The 16,176-nt window shown below is 57.3% G+C and carries 14 protein-coding genes and 4 tRNA genes; 6 read left to right on the top strand and 12 right to left on the bottom strand.

Annotated features, from left to right (window positions below; translation table 11 throughout):
- Nucleotides 1–82: 82 nt before the first annotated feature.
- The gene (locus MO767_RS16070; RefSeq protein ID WP_282481299.1) at nt 83–1,873 is read left to right on the top strand and encodes a bifunctional diguanylate cyclase/phosphodiesterase; all 1,791 of its coding nucleotides are present in this window, start codon (nt 83–85) and stop codon (nt 1,871–1,873) included.
- Between the two features lie 48 nt (nt 1,874–1,921).
- On the opposite strand, the gene MO767_RS16065 is transcribed toward MO767_RS16070, so the two are convergent.
- The 5 genes from MO767_RS16065 to MO767_RS16045 all read right to left on the bottom strand — a co-directional run bounded on the left by MO767_RS16065 (nt 1,922) and on the right by MO767_RS16045 (nt 4,630).
- Entirely contained in the window at nt 1,922–2,341 is a 420-nt protein-coding gene (locus tag MO767_RS16065) for a sel1 repeat family protein (protein ID WP_282481298.1), read from the bottom strand.
- The gene (locus MO767_RS16060; protein ID WP_046049139.1) at nt 2,342–2,713 is read right to left on the bottom strand and encodes a hypothetical protein; all 372 of its coding nucleotides are present in this window, start codon (nt 2,711–2,713) and stop codon (nt 2,342–2,344) included.
- Entirely contained in the window at nt 2,710–3,051 is a 342-nt protein-coding gene (locus MO767_RS16055; protein WP_024164567.1) for a helix-turn-helix transcriptional regulator, read from the bottom strand. Before MO767_RS16055 ends, MO767_RS16060 begins: the two co-directional genes overlap by 4 nt.
- A 114-nt stretch (nt 3,052–3,165) precedes the next feature.
- Nucleotides 3,166–3,621 (bottom strand): YkvA family protein, encoded by a 456-nt coding sequence (locus tag MO767_RS16050; protein WP_282481297.1) that lies wholly within the window; start codon nt 3,619–3,621, stop codon nt 3,166–3,168.
- A gap of 292 nt (nt 3,622–3,913) precedes the next feature.
- The gene (locus tag MO767_RS16045) at nt 3,914–4,630 is read right to left on the bottom strand and encodes an FKBP-type peptidyl-prolyl cis-trans isomerase (RefSeq protein WP_282481296.1); all 717 of its coding nucleotides are present in this window, start codon (nt 4,628–4,630) and stop codon (nt 3,914–3,916) included.
- A gap of 268 nt (nt 4,631–4,898) precedes the next feature.
- On the opposite strand from MO767_RS16045, the gene MO767_RS16040 reads away from it, so the two are divergent.
- Both MO767_RS16040 and MO767_RS16035 read left to right on the top strand, forming a co-directional pair.
- Complete coding sequence (locus MO767_RS16040; protein WP_282481295.1) at nt 4,899–6,707, top strand: di-heme-cytochrome C peroxidase; 1,809 nt, start codon at nt 4,899–4,901, stop codon at nt 6,705–6,707.
- Nucleotides 6,704–7,834: a catalase family protein gene (locus MO767_RS16035; protein ID WP_282481294.1), complete on the top strand. Its 1,131-nt coding sequence runs from the start codon at nt 6,704–6,706 to the stop codon at nt 7,832–7,834. Before MO767_RS16040 ends, MO767_RS16035 begins: the two co-directional genes overlap by 4 nt.
- Here the strand turns inward: MO767_RS16035 and MO767_RS16030 are convergent, their stop codons facing one another.
- The 5 genes from MO767_RS16030 to MO767_RS16010 form a co-directional block, all read right to left on the bottom strand.
- Nucleotides 7,835–9,277 (bottom strand): DUF4329 domain-containing protein, encoded by a 1,443-nt coding sequence (locus tag MO767_RS16030; protein WP_282481293.1) that lies wholly within the window; start codon nt 9,275–9,277, stop codon nt 7,835–7,837.
- Nucleotides 9,278–9,418: 141 nt separating this feature from the next.
- A tRNA-Asp gene (locus MO767_RS16025) sits at nt 9,419–9,495 on the bottom strand.
- Between the two features lie 18 nt (nt 9,496–9,513).
- Nucleotides 9,514–9,589: transfer RNA gene (locus MO767_RS16020), tRNA-Val, on the bottom strand.
- Between the two features lie 199 nt (nt 9,590–9,788).
- A tRNA-Asp gene (locus MO767_RS16015) sits at nt 9,789–9,865 on the bottom strand.
- Nucleotides 9,866–9,883: 18 nt separating this feature from the next.
- Nucleotides 9,884–9,959: transfer RNA gene (locus MO767_RS16010), tRNA-Val, on the bottom strand.
- Nucleotides 9,960–10,119: 160 nt separating this feature from the next.
- Between MO767_RS16010 and rdgC the strand changes: the two genes are divergently transcribed.
- From rdgC to sugE, 3 genes are all read left to right on the top strand, one after another.
- Complete coding sequence (gene rdgC / locus MO767_RS16005; protein ID WP_282481292.1) at nt 10,120–11,040, top strand: recombination-associated protein RdgC; 921 nt, start codon at nt 10,120–10,122, stop codon at nt 11,038–11,040.
- A gap of 72 nt (nt 11,041–11,112) precedes the next feature.
- Nucleotides 11,113–12,078, top strand: coding sequence for a bile acid:sodium symporter family protein (locus MO767_RS16000; RefSeq protein WP_282481291.1), 966 nt, complete (start codon nt 11,113–11,115; stop codon nt 12,076–12,078).
- A gap of 119 nt (nt 12,079–12,197) precedes the next feature.
- Entirely contained in the window at nt 12,198–12,512 is a 315-nt protein-coding gene (gene sugE, locus MO767_RS15995) for a quaternary ammonium compound efflux SMR transporter SugE (RefSeq protein WP_008151200.1), read from the top strand.
- 85 nt (nt 12,513–12,597) lie between these two features.
- Here the strand turns inward: sugE and MO767_RS15990 are convergent, their stop codons facing one another.
- Nucleotides 12,598–13,392, bottom strand: coding sequence for an iron-containing redox enzyme family protein (locus tag MO767_RS15990; RefSeq protein ID WP_282481290.1), 795 nt, complete (start codon nt 13,390–13,392; stop codon nt 12,598–12,600).
- A gap of 45 nt (nt 13,393–13,437) precedes the next feature.
- Nucleotides 13,438–15,897, bottom strand: a complete 2,460-nt coding sequence (locus tag MO767_RS15985; protein WP_282481289.1) for an EAL domain-containing protein — start codon at nt 15,895–15,897, stop codon at nt 13,438–13,440.
- Nucleotides 15,898–16,176 lie beyond the last annotated feature (279 nt).

Genomic DNA, 16,176 nt, shown 5'->3' with positions numbered 1-16,176 from the left:
TTCTGTCGTGAAATAAAGGACTGGGAGCCCCTCTTTATCCAAGAGACTGCTCCCAGTCCTTTTTTTATCGCCAGAGAAAGCCATGACCACCACAGAACAGCTGAGTGCCTTGAGTTCCATACTGGCTCAAAGCGGCTTGCACAGCTTGTTCCAGCCGATCATTTCCCTCTCCGAGCGACGTATTGTCGGTTACGAAGCCCTCAGTCGCGGGCCCTCCAACAGTCCACTGCACTCCCCTCTCGCACTGTTCGCCGTCGCCCGTCAGGCCGGCCGCCTGAGCGAGCTGGAAATCGCTTGCCGTCAAAGCGCCTGCCGACGCTTCAATGATCAGCAACTGCCCGGCAAACTGTTCCTCAACGTTTCCCCTGAATCCCTGCTCGAAGCCGCCCACCAACCCGGTCGCACCTTGCAACTGCTGCAGGATTTCGGCATACCGCCGAGTCAGGTGGTGATCGAGCTGACTGAACAGACCCCGACCGACGATTTCGAGCTGCTGCAAGCCGCGCTGCATCACTATCGAGCGATGGGATTTTCCATTGCTCTGGATGATCTGGGCGCAGGCTACTCGAGTTTGCGGCTGTGGTCCGAATTGCGTCCGGACTACGTGAAGATCGATCGACACTTCATCGACGGCATTCATCAGGATGCCCTCAAGCGCGAATTCGTCGGCTCGATCCTGCAAATTGCCAAAGCCTCACGGGCACAAGTGATCGCAGAAGGTATCGAGTTATCGGAAGAACTCGCAGTGTTGACCGAGATGGGCGTGGATCTGGTTCAGGGTTATCTGCTCTGCCGCCCCCAGGAACATCCACCTCGCGATGCCCGAGCCCTGATGCCCAAACGGGAAAACACAGCGGTGGCGTTAAATGATGAAGTCAGCGACCTTAGCGCTTTGCTCAACGACCAACCGGCAGTGGGTCGCGATACCCCGACCGCCACAGTCCTGGAAGCCTTTCGTCGCCAGGCCAACCTGAACTCCCTGGCGGTGCTCGACGGGCAAGGTCAGCCCTGCGGCATCGTCCACCGGTATTCGCTCTCCGATGCACTGCTCAAGCCTTTTGCCACCGACCTGTTCGCCCGCAAGCCGATCAGTCGCTTGATGAGCGATGACTTCCTCGCCGTTGAGATGAGCCAGTCGTTGCAACAAGTGAGTCGCCTGATCACCAGCCGCGCGCGACAGCGCATCGAAGAAGACTTCATCATCACCCTCAACGGCGGTTACCTGGGGCTGGGCCGAGTGATCGACGTACTCAAACTGATTACCGAACTGAAGATCCAGCAAGCCCGTTACGCCAACCCGCTGACCCTGCTGCCGGGCAACGTACCGATCCAGCAATGCCTGACACGGCTGCTGCAACAGCAACGGGAGTCGGTGATCTGCTACGTCGACATCGACAGCTTCAAACCCTTCAACGACATCTACGGCTACGGCCGTGGGGACGAAGTCCTGCTGTGCCTGGCGCAATGCCTGAATGATCGCGTCGACCCTTCCCGCGACTTTGTCGGCCATATCGGCGGCGATGACTTCCTGCTGGTACTCGGCCCGGAAGACTGGCGCAAACGCTTGAACCAGTTGCTGGACGACTTCCAAAGCCAATGCCGACGCTTTTATCGCAGCGAACACCTGGAAGCCGGCTGCTTCATCGCCCCAAACCGTCAGGGTGTGCGCCAGGAGTTTGCATTGCTTTCACTGTCGATCGGCGTGGTGCATTTACATCCACAGGCCTGTGGACAACTCGATGCAAGCCAGTTGGCGGAGATGGCATCGCAGGCCAAGCATCACGCGAAGAATGTGCCGGGGTATAGCGTGCATGTGATTGATAGTTTGGCGGTGCCTGAAGCCGAAGAAGAATTGCTTGTCGGGCAGCAGTGATTACGATCTTGATCGTTCCCACGCTCTGCGTGAGAACGATCATTCAACTCAGATTGATGGGGGTGCCTCGGAACCGCGCGACGCCAACTCTTTCACTTTAAGCTCGGCCAACGGATGTCCTGCTTTGGCGGCCATCTCCCAAAACCGCGCAGCTTCGACCGGATCCGGCGCCTTGCTCGGCGTTCCGGCGAGACTGATCACACCAATTTGATAGGCAGCTTTGCCATCCCCCGCCAACGCCGCCAGGCGCAGCAATCGAACACCTTCCTCACGAGCCCCAAGGCCCACGCCGCGAAAGGTCAGGATGTGACCATAGAAGCTCTGGGCGCCAACATCACCCAGGTTCGCCATGCGTGCGAACTGGCCTTCGAGCCAGCTCCAGCCGCGCGGTTGGCGCACAAACCATGACCAGTGAAACAAGCGGCGAGCCAGCCAGTAGCTGGCCCGCGCCTTGAGTTTTAAAAACACTCAGGCCTCCGCCGATTCCGGGTACTCGTATTCGAACACCCGCACCACTTCCGAGGCATGCCAGGACGCTGCGGCCACCCCATCGGACGGCCCGGAGAAACGCCCCAGGCGCTCGACACACTCAAAGAACCCGGTGCGCGGCAGGCGACTGGCACCTTGGCTGATCACCAGCGAGCTGCGCAGCGGCTGCTCGGCTTTGGCGTCCAGCGCGGCCAGATGCTCCAGGGCCGCCGTGAGGGTTAGCATGGCCGGCGTAGGTAATTGCAACCGCTCCAGCAGCGCCCGATAGGTCAAAAGATGTCGCTGGCGGCGCGCCTGATCCAGTTCGCCCAGCAACCCGTCCCAATGTTGACGACTGATGCGTACGCTCACGATTCATCCCTCCACCCTGGCACCGTCAATTCCCAGGCCAGGCTGCGGCGAATCGCAGCGTCGGGTAGACGCTCGCCACTTTCGATCAAGGCCAGATAAGACGGGCTGATGCCTACCGTGCGGGCCAGCGCCTCGATAGCGATGCCCTTCCCTTCGCGCAAACTGCGTAGTTGATCCAGACCCGGAAGAATCTGGTCTGGTGTTGCCGCCTGACGCTCTGGGGCGACCCGCGGCGGTTGTTCATTGATGCCTGCTGCTTTCAATAGAGCCTGATACTGAGCCCACGGCAGAACCGCATATTCGGGCTCGCCTTCGCGTGTAATTATCTGAATATCCATGACTACCCCGTAGGACAACAACACTTAGCGAGTCGGCACTTTTCCCTAGAAGTGTAATCCTAACAGCGGCCAAGGTCGCGGGGGGTATCAATCTGCGGATGAGACTGAATCAGCTCAGTTTTTTTTCGGTCCCTGAAGCTGAAGTTGCTCAGGGGTATCGGGCAGCCGCTCGACCACCGCAAGCTTCTCCGGCAACTGACGCTTACGCCAGGCGCGGAAGGCGTTGAGTTCGTCGTCGAGGACTTTCATCAGCCAGGCCAGCACCGCGATGTCGTCGAGCATGCCAAACACTGGGATGAAATCCGGAATGGCATCCACCGGACTGAGGAAGTACATCAGGCCTGCCACGACCGATATCAGGGCTTTGGGGCTGATGGCCCGATACTCACCGCGCCAATAAGCCAGGCAGAGTGCCTGCAACAGGCGTAGATCATCCTTCAGCTTGCCCAGCCGATTACCTTGGCTGGCACCTTTGCTGGCCACCGCGAAGAGTAAGGTCGGCAAACGTCCACGCGCGAGCAGGCGTCCGGCCAGAGGCAGGAAACGAGCGAAACTCCAGGGTGTTTTCATCTTTCCTCCCACTGAAATGTTATCCACACAAATTGTGGATAACCTTGTGAACAGAGCTGCTTTTCACGGCTGAAAGCCCCGTTTCATAAGGGCTCAACTCAGATCGGGCGTTTTTTACTCACATAAAAAAACCCAAGATTTCATTGACTTGGCGCTCTGGCGCGGCTAGCACAGGCGCCTCAATGGCTATGACTCCAGCCTACAGCATCCGTTCGCTTTGTTTACCTTCGCTGAACGCCAGATGCAACAACGCCCCGCATAAGCGAGGCGTTGTTTTTAGAGCAGAGGCCAGTTACTTGGCAGTGGCGTCTTGTTTTGCTGGATCCTTGATCGCCAGCAGTTCCAGGTCGAATACCAGCACCGAGTTGGCTGGAATCGCCGGGCTTGGGCTTTGGGCGCCGTAAGCCAGTTCGCTAGGGATGTACAGTTTGTACTTCTCGCCAACGTGCATCAGTTGCAGGCCTTCGACCCAACCCGGAATCACACCGCTGACCGGCAGATCGATCGGGCTGCCACGCTCGACGGAGCTGTCGAAAACGGTGCCGTTGGTCAGGGTGCCGGTGTAGTGAACGGTCACTACGTCGGACGGCTTAGGCTGTGCGCCATCGGCTTTCTTGACCACTTCATACTGCAGGCCCGAAGCAGTGGTGGTTACACCGGCTTTCTTGGCGTTGTCTTCGAGGAATTTCTTGCCGGCGGATGCCGACTCTTCGCTCATTTTGGCCATACGTTCTTCAGCACGCTTTTGCAGTGCTGCGAAGGCTTCGACCAGTTCGTCGTCCTTCAGTTTCTGTTCTTTCTTGCCGACGGCATCTTCGATGCCTTGTGCTACGGCTTTGGAGTCCAGGTCATCCATGCCTTCCTGAGCCAGGCTCTTGCCCATGTTCAGGCCAATCCCGTAGGAAGCTTTTTGCGCCGGGGTTTTCAGCTCTACGCTGGTCTGCGAATCACAACCCGCAAGTACCAGGCTAACCAGGGCCACCGCCGCCGCCAACCGATGCTGTTTCATGCTATTTCCTTGTTCATGCGCCTAAAGGGCAATCGAATAAAGCCGCGAGCTTATCAGGCGGCCACGACCAATGGCTACCGGCATGAGAGCAGGAATCTTCTGATAAGTTCAGGTGTTTTAACGCATTTCGGGAATGGGAGGATGAAGCTTCTGTCATCTTGCGCTCACAGAGACGGGTATCGAATCCCGCAGTATTCACCATAATGGCTACTTGCCACACCGCAGGGACTGAGGCATAAGGGGGGCAAAATCGACAAGGACGTTTATCTTGCGCCTCTTCCTCCGTTTGCTGGTTCTGCTCGCAGTGCTGCTCGGGCTGGGCCTCGCCGTGGTTCTCTACTACGTGGCCAACCCGAAACTCCCGGCCTGGTCACCCGTGCTGCAGGTGCATTACCTGGAGCAATGGAGCGCCGCCGACCGCGAGACTTACTACTTCACACCTCAGGGTACCCAGGTCAAAGGCTTGCGTTATGACTGGTTCAAGGCCCTCGAATTGCCGTTCTCGCAACAGCGATTCGCCGCTCCCGAATACCTCGCCCGCTTCGGTTTTCTGATCGACCCCAGCCAGAGACCGACGCCGAACAACCCCGGCAATCTGCCAGTGGGCTTTGCCCGTCATCAGAACGCTGGAAGCCAAGACGAGTTTCTGGACATTACCTGCGCCGCCTGCCACACCGGCGAACTGCGCTTTAACGGCCAGGCCGTGCGCATCGATGGCGGTTCGGCGCAACACGTTCTGCCATCCAGCGTCCCTACGTTGCGCGGCGGCAGTTTCGGACAAGCGTTGGTAACGAGTCTGACGTCGACTTACTACAACCCGTGGAAATTCGAACGTTTCGCACGCAACGTATTAGGCCAGGACTACGATGCCCGACACCAACAACTGCGCAAAGACTTCAAAGTCTCTCTCGACACCTTCTTGAAGATGGCCTGGAACGACACCCATCGCGGGCTCTATCCCACGGAAGAAGGCCCCGGCCGCACCGACGCTTTCGGGCGCATTGCCAACGCCAGTTTCGGCGATGCGATTTCCCCCGCCAACTACCGTGTGGCCAACGCTCCGGTCGACTATCCGCAACTGTGGGACATGTGGACCTTCGACTGGGTGCAGTGGAACGGTTCGGCGCAGCAACCGATGGCCCGCAACATCGGTGAGGCCCTGGGTGTGGGCGCCACGCTGAATTTCTTCGACGCTAACGGCCAACCGCTCAAAGGTGACGCCCGCTATCCGTCCAGTGTCCGCTTGCGCGACCTGCACCTGATCGAACAAACCCTGCAACGGCTCAAACCACCGGCCTGGCCGGAAGAACTGCTGGGCGCCATCGATAAAACCCAGGCCGCAAAAGGTCGCGAATTATTCACCGAGAACTGCGCCGGCTGCCATGTACCTCGATCGGTCCAAAGCGACGGGCGCTGGGTGCAACATTTGAAAATGCTGCCCGTGGAGTTCATCGGCACAGACCCGGGCGCGGCCAATAACATCGCCGACCATCGCTTCGACCTCACAGCCTTGCGATGGGACCCGGCAGAGCTGGCGCAACTGGATGTGCAATTGCAGCCGACGCCCACTGAATCGCTGGATTTGAGCAAGCTCTCATCGGCTAAAGGATTGGCCTACATCACCGCTTTCGTCGGAAACCGGGCCTACCGTGAAGCAAACATTCCTACGGCCGAACGACCGGACATGGATGGCTTCGGCCTGCCGATTGGCGTGCGCGAATTGCGCGCCTACAAGGCGCGACCACTAGCGGGAGTCTGGGCGACCGCACCGTTTCTGCATAACGGTTCGGTGCCGAGCATTTATCAGTTGCTCTCGCCCCAGGATGAACGCGCAACCACCTTCTACAAAGGCACTTTCGAGTACGACCCGAGTCACCTCGGCTATCGCACCGAAGCCTTCACCAATGGATTTTTATTCGACACGCGCATCACCGGCAATCACAACAGCGGCCATGAGTTCCGGGCAGGCAAGCGTGGCAACGGCGTCATCGGTCGCCTGCTTCAACCGGAAGAGCGCTGGGCGCTTCTGGATTATCTGAAAGTGTTGGGCGGTCCACTGGAGGCACAATTGCCATGAGCAGACTCTGGATGCGTTTTGGCGCCTTTCTCGGCAAAACCCTGCTGTGGTTGCTGGGCCTTGGATTGCTCGGCTGGGCGCTGGCTACGGCGTGGTTCGCCTGGCAGCACAGCGGCCCGGTTTCGGCTGAAGAACTGATTCCGGATGGCGAATCAGCGATGACCCAAGACATCATCCAGACGGCCGTGCGCATCGTCGATCAGCACCGTGAAAGCACCCGCTACCTGCGCGACGCCCATGCCAAGGCCCATGGCTGCGTGAAGGCCGAGGTTCAGGTGCTGCCGGATCTGGCGGGCGAACTGCGTCAGGGAGTGTTCAGCGAACCCGGAAAAACCTGGCACGCGACGATGCGTCTGTCCAACGGCAATGCCTACCCACAGTTCGACAGCATCCGCGATGCACGGGGCATGGCAATCAAGTTGCTCGATGTGCCCGGTAAACAACTGCTGCATGACCAACAGAGTCGTGGTGAACAAGACTTCGTGATGTTTAGCCATCCGAATTTCTTCGTCAGCGATGTCTCCGAGTACCGTCAGAATGTAGCCGCACAGGCTGACGGCAAGAAGCTGATGGCGTTCTTTCCGGGCTGGGACCCGCGGACCTGGCAGGTTCGCCATCTGTTTATCGCGCTGGAGACTCTTTCACCCGCGCCGGAAAGCCCGACCCAGACGACTTACTTTTCGGTTTCGCCCTACAAATTCGGCGAAGCCAATGCCAAGTTCCGTGTCATGCCCGATCCGGCAAGCTGCCCGACCTACAGCTTGCCCGCGCAAAACCAGAAGTTGCCGAACTTCCTGCGCAATGCGCTGAACCAGCAACTGTCAACCGACCGGATGCCAGCCTGTTTCGTCCTGCAGATACAGCGCCAGGACCCGGCCAAGTACATGCCGATCGAAGACACGAGCATTGAGTGGCAGCAAAGCGAAGCTCCGTTCGAGACCGTGGCGCGGATCAAAGTACCCGCCCAGGACTTCGATACGCCTGCGCTGAACGTGCAATGCGATAACCAGTCGTTCAACCCGTGGTTTGGCCTCGAGGCTCATCGCCCCATTGGCGGTATCAACCGGTTGCGCAAAGCCGTGTATGAAGCGGTGAGCGATTACCGGCACAGCCGTAATGGTGAGTAATCACTGCATCGCCTCCGGATCGACGGCCACGACGGTATCGGAAACGCTAACCCTCCCAGCCCGTGGCCAGACCTTACTCGTATAAAGGCCCCCCAAGACCCCGGCCGCCGCCACCCAATCGACGAACGCCCTCGGACTGATATCACCCTTCATAATTTTCTGCTCAATGTCCTGCTGACCATCGGTATACAGTTCCAGCTTCACCCTCAACACCATTGCTTTCTCGGACTCCGGCTTGGCAAAACGTAATACCGCCCCATCGGGCGTGCACAGAAACAGGCGATGATGAGGTGCAACGGCAACCCGGCCAAGACCGACTCGCATGTCCGCTGGAGAGAAAAAGTTTTTATAAAGCTCGACGTCTGTGGAGGGCAGTCGGTTTACCGGGACCGGATTCATCGAGTGGTAGAAACCATGAACACGGAATGTTTCCGGGAGCATTGGATTACCTTGGTGATCCTTTGGGAAGAGAGCCTCCCGATTGAACGTGGCGTAATCGCTTGCAACAGGGAGGTTGACGACAAAAACTTCCTGCGTTTTATGCTTGAGAACGATGCCGACCTGCTGCTGTGTGGACGATAACTTTTGCATTTTCGTATGAAGATACCGAGCGACCTCCCTGGCATCCTTGAGGATCGGCCCACAGACCGGCATCAGACCGATCGGTGGATTTTGCTGCAATATATCCTTCCTCCAGCTGGCTTTCAGCTTGCCCCTTATCCTCCAAAGATTACCTGGCACCACCGTGACCACCTCACCGGCGGCCACAGCCAACAAAATCAGAATGCTGCCTGGCACTGCACCTCCTTCATACAAGCTCTCGAAGGATTGAAGTCCGCCATCGGGCTTTCTCCCAAGCTGGCGTGACAACTCCTGCTCGAACTCTGAGTCTTTTGAGGTGTAAGAGATCAGGCCGCCATCACTTCCAGACACGTAACATCTGGAAAAATTTCGACGCTGGGTCATCACTTCGAAAAGGTCGGAAAACGAAAAGAACAGCTTTCGCTGGCTCCACTCTGCGATGCTTACCTCCAGACCTCTGACATTGTCGGCATGGGAAAGCAAGCGCGCTTCGAGGGTGTATCCGCCCGGAACCTCCAGCTCACCGTTTACATTCACGGATACGGCTAACGCAAAGTTCGGTTCTTTTTGTGCATCAGCACTTTCATCGTCGTACATCACCTCGGTGGCGCAAAAGAAGTGACCTTCCTCGTTTTTGAGGATAAACCCGGAGAACTCGGCGCCTCGTTGGCCTTGCAGCGACTCGTGCAAAAAGGCAGCGGCGTCATCGCAGGTTACGAAAGCCGGATTCGGCGTAAGGATCGAGTCGGTAGAGGAAGACAGAACAACAACGTCGGGAGAGGTGGATTTCTTGATTACAGGCTCTCGGTAGGCAATGAACTTGCTCCATGACGGGCGTTTGTCATGGAGAACGTTGCCCATTGTCCGAAAGCTGCGTGCCTGTCAGGCACTACATAGTTATATCCACTCAACGCAGAATCACTAAACCCCAGACAGCAAAAAGCCCGCATTAAGCGGGCTTTCTGTGGTGACCTGACGTTCAGCGTTCCAGGTTACCGAATATGGCGCAGCGGACGGGACTCGAACCCGCGACCCCCGGCGTGACAGGCCGGTATTCTAACCGACTGAACTACCGCTGCGCGTAGCGTTGAAAGTAATGGTGGGTGATGACGGGATCGAACCGCCGACATTCTGCTTGTAAGGCAGACGCTCTCCCAGCTGAGCTAATCACCCTTTACCTTCGTTGCGGGGCGCATTGTGCCACAGATTTTCATAAAGTGTTGATTTAATTGAATAATTTTCCAAAAAAATCTGAAAACCCATAAACGACGCGACCTGCAGGAACAACGTACAAACTTTGGACAGAAAAAAACCCGCGTTAAGCGGGCTTTTCCGTGGTGACCTGGCGTTCAGCGTTCCAGATAACCGAATATGGCGCAGCGGACGGGACTCGAACCCGCGACCCCCGGCGTGACAGGCCGGTATTCTAACCGACTGAACTACCGCTGCGCGTAACACTGTAAGCAATGGTGGGTGATGACGGGATCGAACCGCCGACATTCTGCTTGTAAGGCAGACGCTCTCCCAGCTGAGCTAATCACCCTTCACTTTCGGTGTGGCGCGCATTCTACGGAGCGACCACATCTCTGGCAAGCACTTTTTAAATTAATTTTTGCAGGCCTTCCAAAGGCTTAGAGAAGGGTTGGCCTATGGCGTCGCGAAGAGAATAATGCCCCCCTTTGTATAAAGGAGAGACTCGCCCCATGTGGTTCAAAAACCTGCTTATCTATCGCCTGACCCAAGATCTGCCTTTTGATGCCGAGGCGCTGGAAACTGCACTGGCCACCAAACTGGCGCGTCCATGTGCAAGCCAGGAGTTGACCACCTACGGTTTCGTCGCGCCATTCGGCAAGGGCGAAGATGCTCCTCTGGTGCACATCAGCGGCGACTTCCTGCTGATCGCCGCGCGTAAAGAAGAACGCATCCTGCCGGGCAGCGTCGTGCGTGACGCTGTAAAGGAAAAGGTTGAAGAGATCGAAGCTGAACAAATGCGCAAGGTCTACAAAAAGGAACGCGACCAGATCAAGGATGAAATCATCCAGGCTTTCCTGCCGCGCGCCTTTATTCGTCGTTCGTCGACTTTCGCTGCTATCGCGCCGAAACAGGGCCTGATCCTGGTCAACTCGGCCAGCCCGAAACGTGCCGAAGACCTGTTGTCCACCCTGCGTGAAGTCATCGGCTCGCTGCCGGTACGTCCGCTGACCGTGAAGATGTCCCCTACCGCGACCATGACTGAATGGGTCACCACCCAGAAAGCCGCGGACGATTTCTTCGTGCTGGACGAGTGCGAGCTGCGTGATACCCACGAAGACGGCGGCATCGTGCGTTGCAAGCGTCAGGACCTGACCAGCGAAGAAATCCAGCTGCACCTGAGCACCGGCAAAGTGGTCACTCAGCTGTCGCTGGCCTGGCAAGACAAGCTGTCTTTCGTTCTTGACGACAAGATGGTGGTCAAGCGCCTGAAGTTCGAAGACCTGCTGCAAGACCAGGCGGAACAGGACGGTGGCGAAGAAGCCCTCGGCCAACTGGACGCCAGCTTCACCCTGATGATGTTGACCTTCGGCGACTTCCTGCCGGCGTTGGTTGAAGCGTTGGGCGGTGAAGAGACTCCGCAGGGGATCTAAACCTCTCTACAGGTATCGGGTTATCTTCAAACGCCACCGCTTCGGTGGCGTTTTCACAATAAGGATCAGGCCATGCGTGCACTGGCTGCATTGAGTCGTTTTGTCGGCAACACCTTCGCTTACTGGGTACTGATTTTCGCCGTCGTGGCGTTCCTGCAACCGACCTGGTTCACCGGCCTGAAAGGCGCGATCGTGCCGCTGCTGGGACTGGTGATGTTCGGCATGGGCCTGACCCTCAAACTCGAAGACTTCGCCGAAGTCGCTCGCCATCCATGGCGCGTGGCCCTGGGCGTGGTTGCGCATTTCGTGATCATGCCCGGTGTGGCGTGGTTGCTTTGCCAGGCTTTCCACTTGCCGCCGGAGATCGCCGTCGGCGTCATCCTGGTCGGCTGCTGCCCTAGCGGCACCTCGTCGAACGTGATGACCTGGCTGGCCCGCGGCGATCTGGCGCTGTCGGTGGCCATCGCCGCTGTCACCACCCTCCTTGCCCCACTGCTGACCCCGGCTCTGATCTGGTTGCTGGCCTCAGCCTGGTTGCCGGTTTCGTTCATGGAGTTGTTCTGGTCGATCCTGCAAGTGGTGCTGTTGCCGATCGTGCTTGGCGTGGTTGCCCAGCGCCTGCTGGGTGATAGGGTTCGCCACGCGGTGGAGGTGCTGCCGCTGATCTCGGTGGTGAGCATCGTCATTATCGTCACAGCCGTGGTGGCCGCCAGCCAGGCGAAAATTGCCGAATCCGGCCTGCTGATCATGGCCGTGGTGATGCTGCACAACAGCTTTGGCTATCTGCTGGGTTACTTCACCGCAAGGCTGTTCAAGTTGCCACTGGCCCAGCGTAAATCCCTGGCGCTGGAAGTCGGCATGCAGAACTCCGGGTTGGGTGCGGCCCTGGCCAGTGCGCACTTCTCACCGCTGGCGGCGGTGCCGAGTGCGTTGTTCAGCGTCTGGCACAACATCTCCGGGGCGCTGCTCTCGACGTATTTCCGCCGGATGAGCGAGAAAGAAGATCGAGAAACTGCGGCGCTGCAGGCTATCGACTGATCCGAAAACTTGATCCCCGGGTTAATGATGGGCACTCTATTGCAAAACGCGAGGACGACCTCGCGGCTCGATCGAGTCATTAATCTGGGGACGACCCCGTCAATCGATGGAGGTCCCCCATGTCCTGGATCATTCTGTTTTTCGCCGGCCTGTTCGAAGTTGGCTGGGCCGTCGGCCTGAAATACACCGATGGCTTCAGCCGCCCTCTCCCCACCGCATTGACCGTTGCCGCCATGGCCATCAGCCTTGGCTTGCTGGGCCTTGCCATGAAGGAATTGCCGCTGGGCACGGCCTACGCGATCTGGACGGGTGTCGGTGCGGTCGGGACGGTAATTGCCGGGATCATTCTGTTCGGTGAATCCATGGCGTTGTTCAGGCTCGCCAGTGTGGCGTTGATCATTTCCGGGCTGGTCGGGCTGAAGATCAGCGCCTGACTGTTTACTGCCATTACGAAAAAGCCCGCCCCCCTATTGATATGGACAGGGGGAGCGGGCTTTTTCAATGGCGTGTATTAACCGATCAGCTCTCGGCCAGCTCCATGCGTTCACGCGCCACAGGAGTCTTTTGCGCATGCTCAAGCTGCATGCAACGCTCCAGGAACAGGAACATATAGTCGTAGCTCTTGCAGACGGCCTGACGCAATTCCACTTGCAGGGATTTACTTGGGTTCATACCCGCCAGCGTGCAGATGATTTCCAGGGCTTCCCACGGATGGGCATCGTCGTACTGGGCATGCATTTTTAACCACTTCATGGCCCGCTTGCGATCTTCCTCGGGAAATGATGCCGCGTAGACGCCACTGGAACAGACCAGCGCCGACCACTCCCCGGTCGCACCTTCAATGGCGTAGTTGGTGGCGGCAATGGCAACGATCAGCGAATCCGAAGAACTGGTGTGCCAGCACCAGTGGCTCAAGGCGTGAAGTTCAGGGGCAACCTTTTGCGCTTGCAGATCTTCCAGGCTGACACCGTGAGCACGGCTCCAGTGCACCCAGTAATCGGCATGGTTCAATTCGACGCGAATGTTACGCATCAACCAGCGACGCGCCATGTCTTCACCTGGATGGCGGGCAAAGCGAGTCTTAGTCAGGTTCTGTGCCATATATAACGCGAACTGTTCGACTACCGGCCAGCCACCAATCAGGTACTGGCGCATGGTGTTTGCACTGAGTTTGTTATCACGCAGACGCTGATACAGTTCGTGTTCGACAACCCGGCGTTTACTCTCGCTGCAATCCTGGATCAGGCGTTGAGCCCAGGCGGGATAACTTGCAGCTTCCATGAGTGGTCCGGTTCGGTTGAATGTGTCGATCACTGTCGAGCTCCTTTTGATTGTGATTATAAGGATCAGCAAGAGATTTCAACGGAACGTGCCAGGCGCCTTGAATAACAAAGGCTGAGGCCTGGCTGGACGACTTTGTAAACTGTCGCAGGTAAACAAATGCGGGCGTTCAATAACATACCCTTGAGCGTAATCCACCCCGATCTCCAGCAATGCCTGCTCGATCTGGGGTGTTTCAACAAACTCGGCAATCGTACGCTTACCCATAACATGACCGATGTGATTGATCACTTCGACCATGGCGCGGTTAATCGGGTCGTCCAGCATATCCTTTACGAAACTCCCGTCGATCTTCAAGAAGTCTACAGGTAAATGTTTCAAGTATGCGAATGAGGACATTCCGGCGCAAAAGTCATCCAGTGAAAAATGGCAACCTAAGCCTTTGAGTTCATTAATAAATCTGATTGCACTTCCAAGATTGGAAATGGCACTGGTTTCAGTGATTTCAAAACAAATCATTTCAGGCGGTATGGAGTAAGTAACAAACTGTTCACGCAGGAAGTGCAGAAACGCCTCATCTCCGATAGTTGTGCCTGACAGATTAATCGCACACATGGCCAATGGTCCTTTGTGCTTCTCGGCTATGCATTGGGCAATGATCTTGAAAACGTTCTGCACGACCCAGCGGTCAAGGGCGGTCATCAGACCATAACGCTCAGCAGCCGGAATAAAACTGTCGGGCAATATCATGCGTCCGGCTTCGTCATGCAGGCGCAACAGAATTTCGATATGTCCACCGCCCTTTTCTATATGTCCAAGGGGTGCAATTTCCTGGGCGTACAGACAGAAGCGGTCTTCTTCCAGCGCCATGTGCAAGCGTTGCACCCAAGCCATCTCACCGAAGCGCAGGGACAGTTCCGAATCGTCGGCGTGATAGACCTGAACCCGATTTCGGCCTTTCTCCTTTGCCATGTAGCAAGCCATATCAGCAGCACGCAGCGAGGCTTCGAGAGTGGTCGGATTCTGAGTGACGTGAACCAGCCCGATGCTCACAGTGGTCACGAACGGTCGGCCTTTCCAGACGAAGTGCAGATTCTGCACGGTCTGCCGCAGGCCTTCTGCGATTTTCTCAGCTGCTTCCGGAGCGCAGTTCTCCAGCAGGATGCCAAACTCGTCGCCACCCAGGCGGGCCAGGGTATCGCCTTCGCGCAAACCGGATTGCAACAGAGCGCAAATATGCCGCAGCAACTCGTCACCGGCCGCATGGCCGCTGGTATCGTTGACGAGTTTGAACTGATCCAGATCGAGGAACATCAAGGCATGGCGCCCCGACTGCCGCGCCAGGATGTGCAGCGCCTGCTCCAGGCGATATTCGAACTCGCGGCGGTTGGCGAGCCCGGTCAAGGCGTCGTGGGTCGCCTGCCAGGATAAATTGGCAATGTACTGTCGCTCCTGGGTCATATCGTGCAGCACCAGCACCGTGCCGCTGACCTTGCCGGCATTGCGGATAGGCGCACCGACCAGGGTGACCGAAACCGTGCTGCCATCCAGGCGCTGAATCAATTTGGAGTGTTCGCTGCCACTACTGAGCTGTCCGCTCAAAATATGCTCGATCAGCGTGAAGCCATCGGCCTGAGCGCTCTCGTCCAGTAGATTGAACAGCGCCGCCAGTGGCAAACCCGTCGCCTGTTCAGCCTTCCAGTGAGTCAGCGCCTCGGCGGCCGGGTTCATGTAGGCGATCGCGCCTTCGACATTCGTGGTGATCACGCCATCGCCAATCGATTGCAGGGTGATCTGCGCCCGATCCTTCTCCAACTGCAGGGCCTCGGCGAACGCATTGCGGTGCTTGAGCAGTTTGTGGGTGCGCATCAAGGCCAGTGCAATCAAGCCCAGGGCGGTGGCGAGGTTAGTCACCAGCAGCAGCCGCAGGATCATCCGCGAACCTTCGCCCAAGGCGTCGCTGAAAGCTTTCGCCGCCGGTGTCACACCATCGTTGATGGCGAATATCTGGTCTTTCCAGCGCTTGATGTCAGCCTCGGCGGCCTGATTGACAGGAATGTGCTGATGCATTTCCTTCGCAACGTCATCGAGTTGCACCAGGTACGCGTCGCCCACCGTCCAAAGGTCGATAGCTTTTTCGAGGTAACTGAAGTGCCGGAAATTGAGGTAAAGCCAGATCAAACTGGAGACGTCATCCGGGTGGTTACCTCCCTTGAGGATCGCCACCCGCGCCGCTTCGATATTAGGTGGCCGATGATCCAGCGCCACACGCAACTCGTGGCCTCCCTGAGGTACGGCAATGGCGTTCTGGTATTTGAGGAAAATTGTCTCGTCGCGGCTGTCGGCGTAGAGATTGAGGTAATAGATGGCGTCTTTTTGGCCTTTGGACCACAGGCTTTCACCGGCAACGTAGCCGCGAACCGCCGACAGAACATACAGGCTGACACCACCCAGCAAGGCTTGAAATAACACGACGGCAATAAATGGCCAGACGATGCCCAACAACCGTGGCGTTCCGAGAGTCCGCGTTTGATTCATGAGGTCCCTTGTTTTAGCACTACCAGATCATCATCCAACGTGATCGCTACAGCTAGACTAGGGTGCGTTCTTGATCCCGGCAAGCGAGTAGCCGCTCCCGCTGTGGGGAATTGTCTATAAGTCGCTGTTTTTTTTTGAGCGCAGCAGACAAACAAAGGAAATAACAGCTCCACGGCAAGACTTTCCCTCACCTACCTACATACCGCCTACCCTTCTTTCTATCGCTTGTAATCGGACCCTCACTCCATCGCCCCTGAGCGATGCGCAGATCAACCGACA

The sequence above is a fragment of the Pseudomonas sp. UYIF39 genome (assembly GCF_029963765.1).
Classification (GTDB): Bacteria; Pseudomonadota; Gammaproteobacteria; order Pseudomonadales; family Pseudomonadaceae; genus Aquipseudomonas.
The sequence above is the reverse complement of the archived record's forward strand: the minus strand, read 5'-3'. Positions and strand labels throughout refer to the sequence as shown.

Excerpts from the sequence above, each read along its gene's own strand:
- MO767_RS16070 (WP_282481299.1), top strand. The coding sequence starts at position 83 with ATGACCACCACAGAACAGCTGAGTGCCTTGAGTTCCATACTGGCTCAA.
- MO767_RS16035 (WP_282481294.1), top strand. The coding sequence starts at position 6,704 with ATGAGCAGACTCTGGATGCGTTTTGGCGCCTTTCTCGGCAAAACCCTG.
- MO767_RS16045 (WP_282481296.1), bottom strand. The coding sequence starts at position 4,630 with ATGAAACAGCATCGGTTGGCGGCGGCGGTGGCCCTGGTTAGCCTGGTA.
- MO767_RS16000 (WP_282481291.1), top strand. The coding sequence starts at position 11,113 with ATGCGTGCACTGGCTGCATTGAGTCGTTTTGTCGGCAACACCTTCGCT.
- MO767_RS15985 (WP_282481289.1), bottom strand. The coding sequence starts at position 15,897 with ATGAATCAAACGCGGACTCTCGGAACGCCACGGTTGTTGGGCATCGTC.
- MO767_RS16050 (WP_282481297.1), bottom strand. The coding sequence starts at position 3,621 with ATGAAAACACCCTGGAGTTTCGCTCGTTTCCTGCCTCTGGCCGGACGC.
- MO767_RS16030 (WP_282481293.1), bottom strand. The coding sequence starts at position 9,277 with ATGGGCAACGTTCTCCATGACAAACGCCCGTCATGGAGCAAGTTCATT.
- sugE (WP_008151200.1), top strand. The coding sequence starts at position 12,198 with ATGTCCTGGATCATTCTGTTTTTCGCCGGCCTGTTCGAAGTTGGCTGG.
- MO767_RS16055 (WP_024164567.1), bottom strand. The coding sequence starts at position 3,051 with ATGGATATTCAGATAATTACACGCGAAGGCGAGCCCGAATATGCGGTT.
- rdgC (WP_282481292.1), top strand. The coding sequence starts at position 10,120 with ATGTGGTTCAAAAACCTGCTTATCTATCGCCTGACCCAAGATCTGCCT.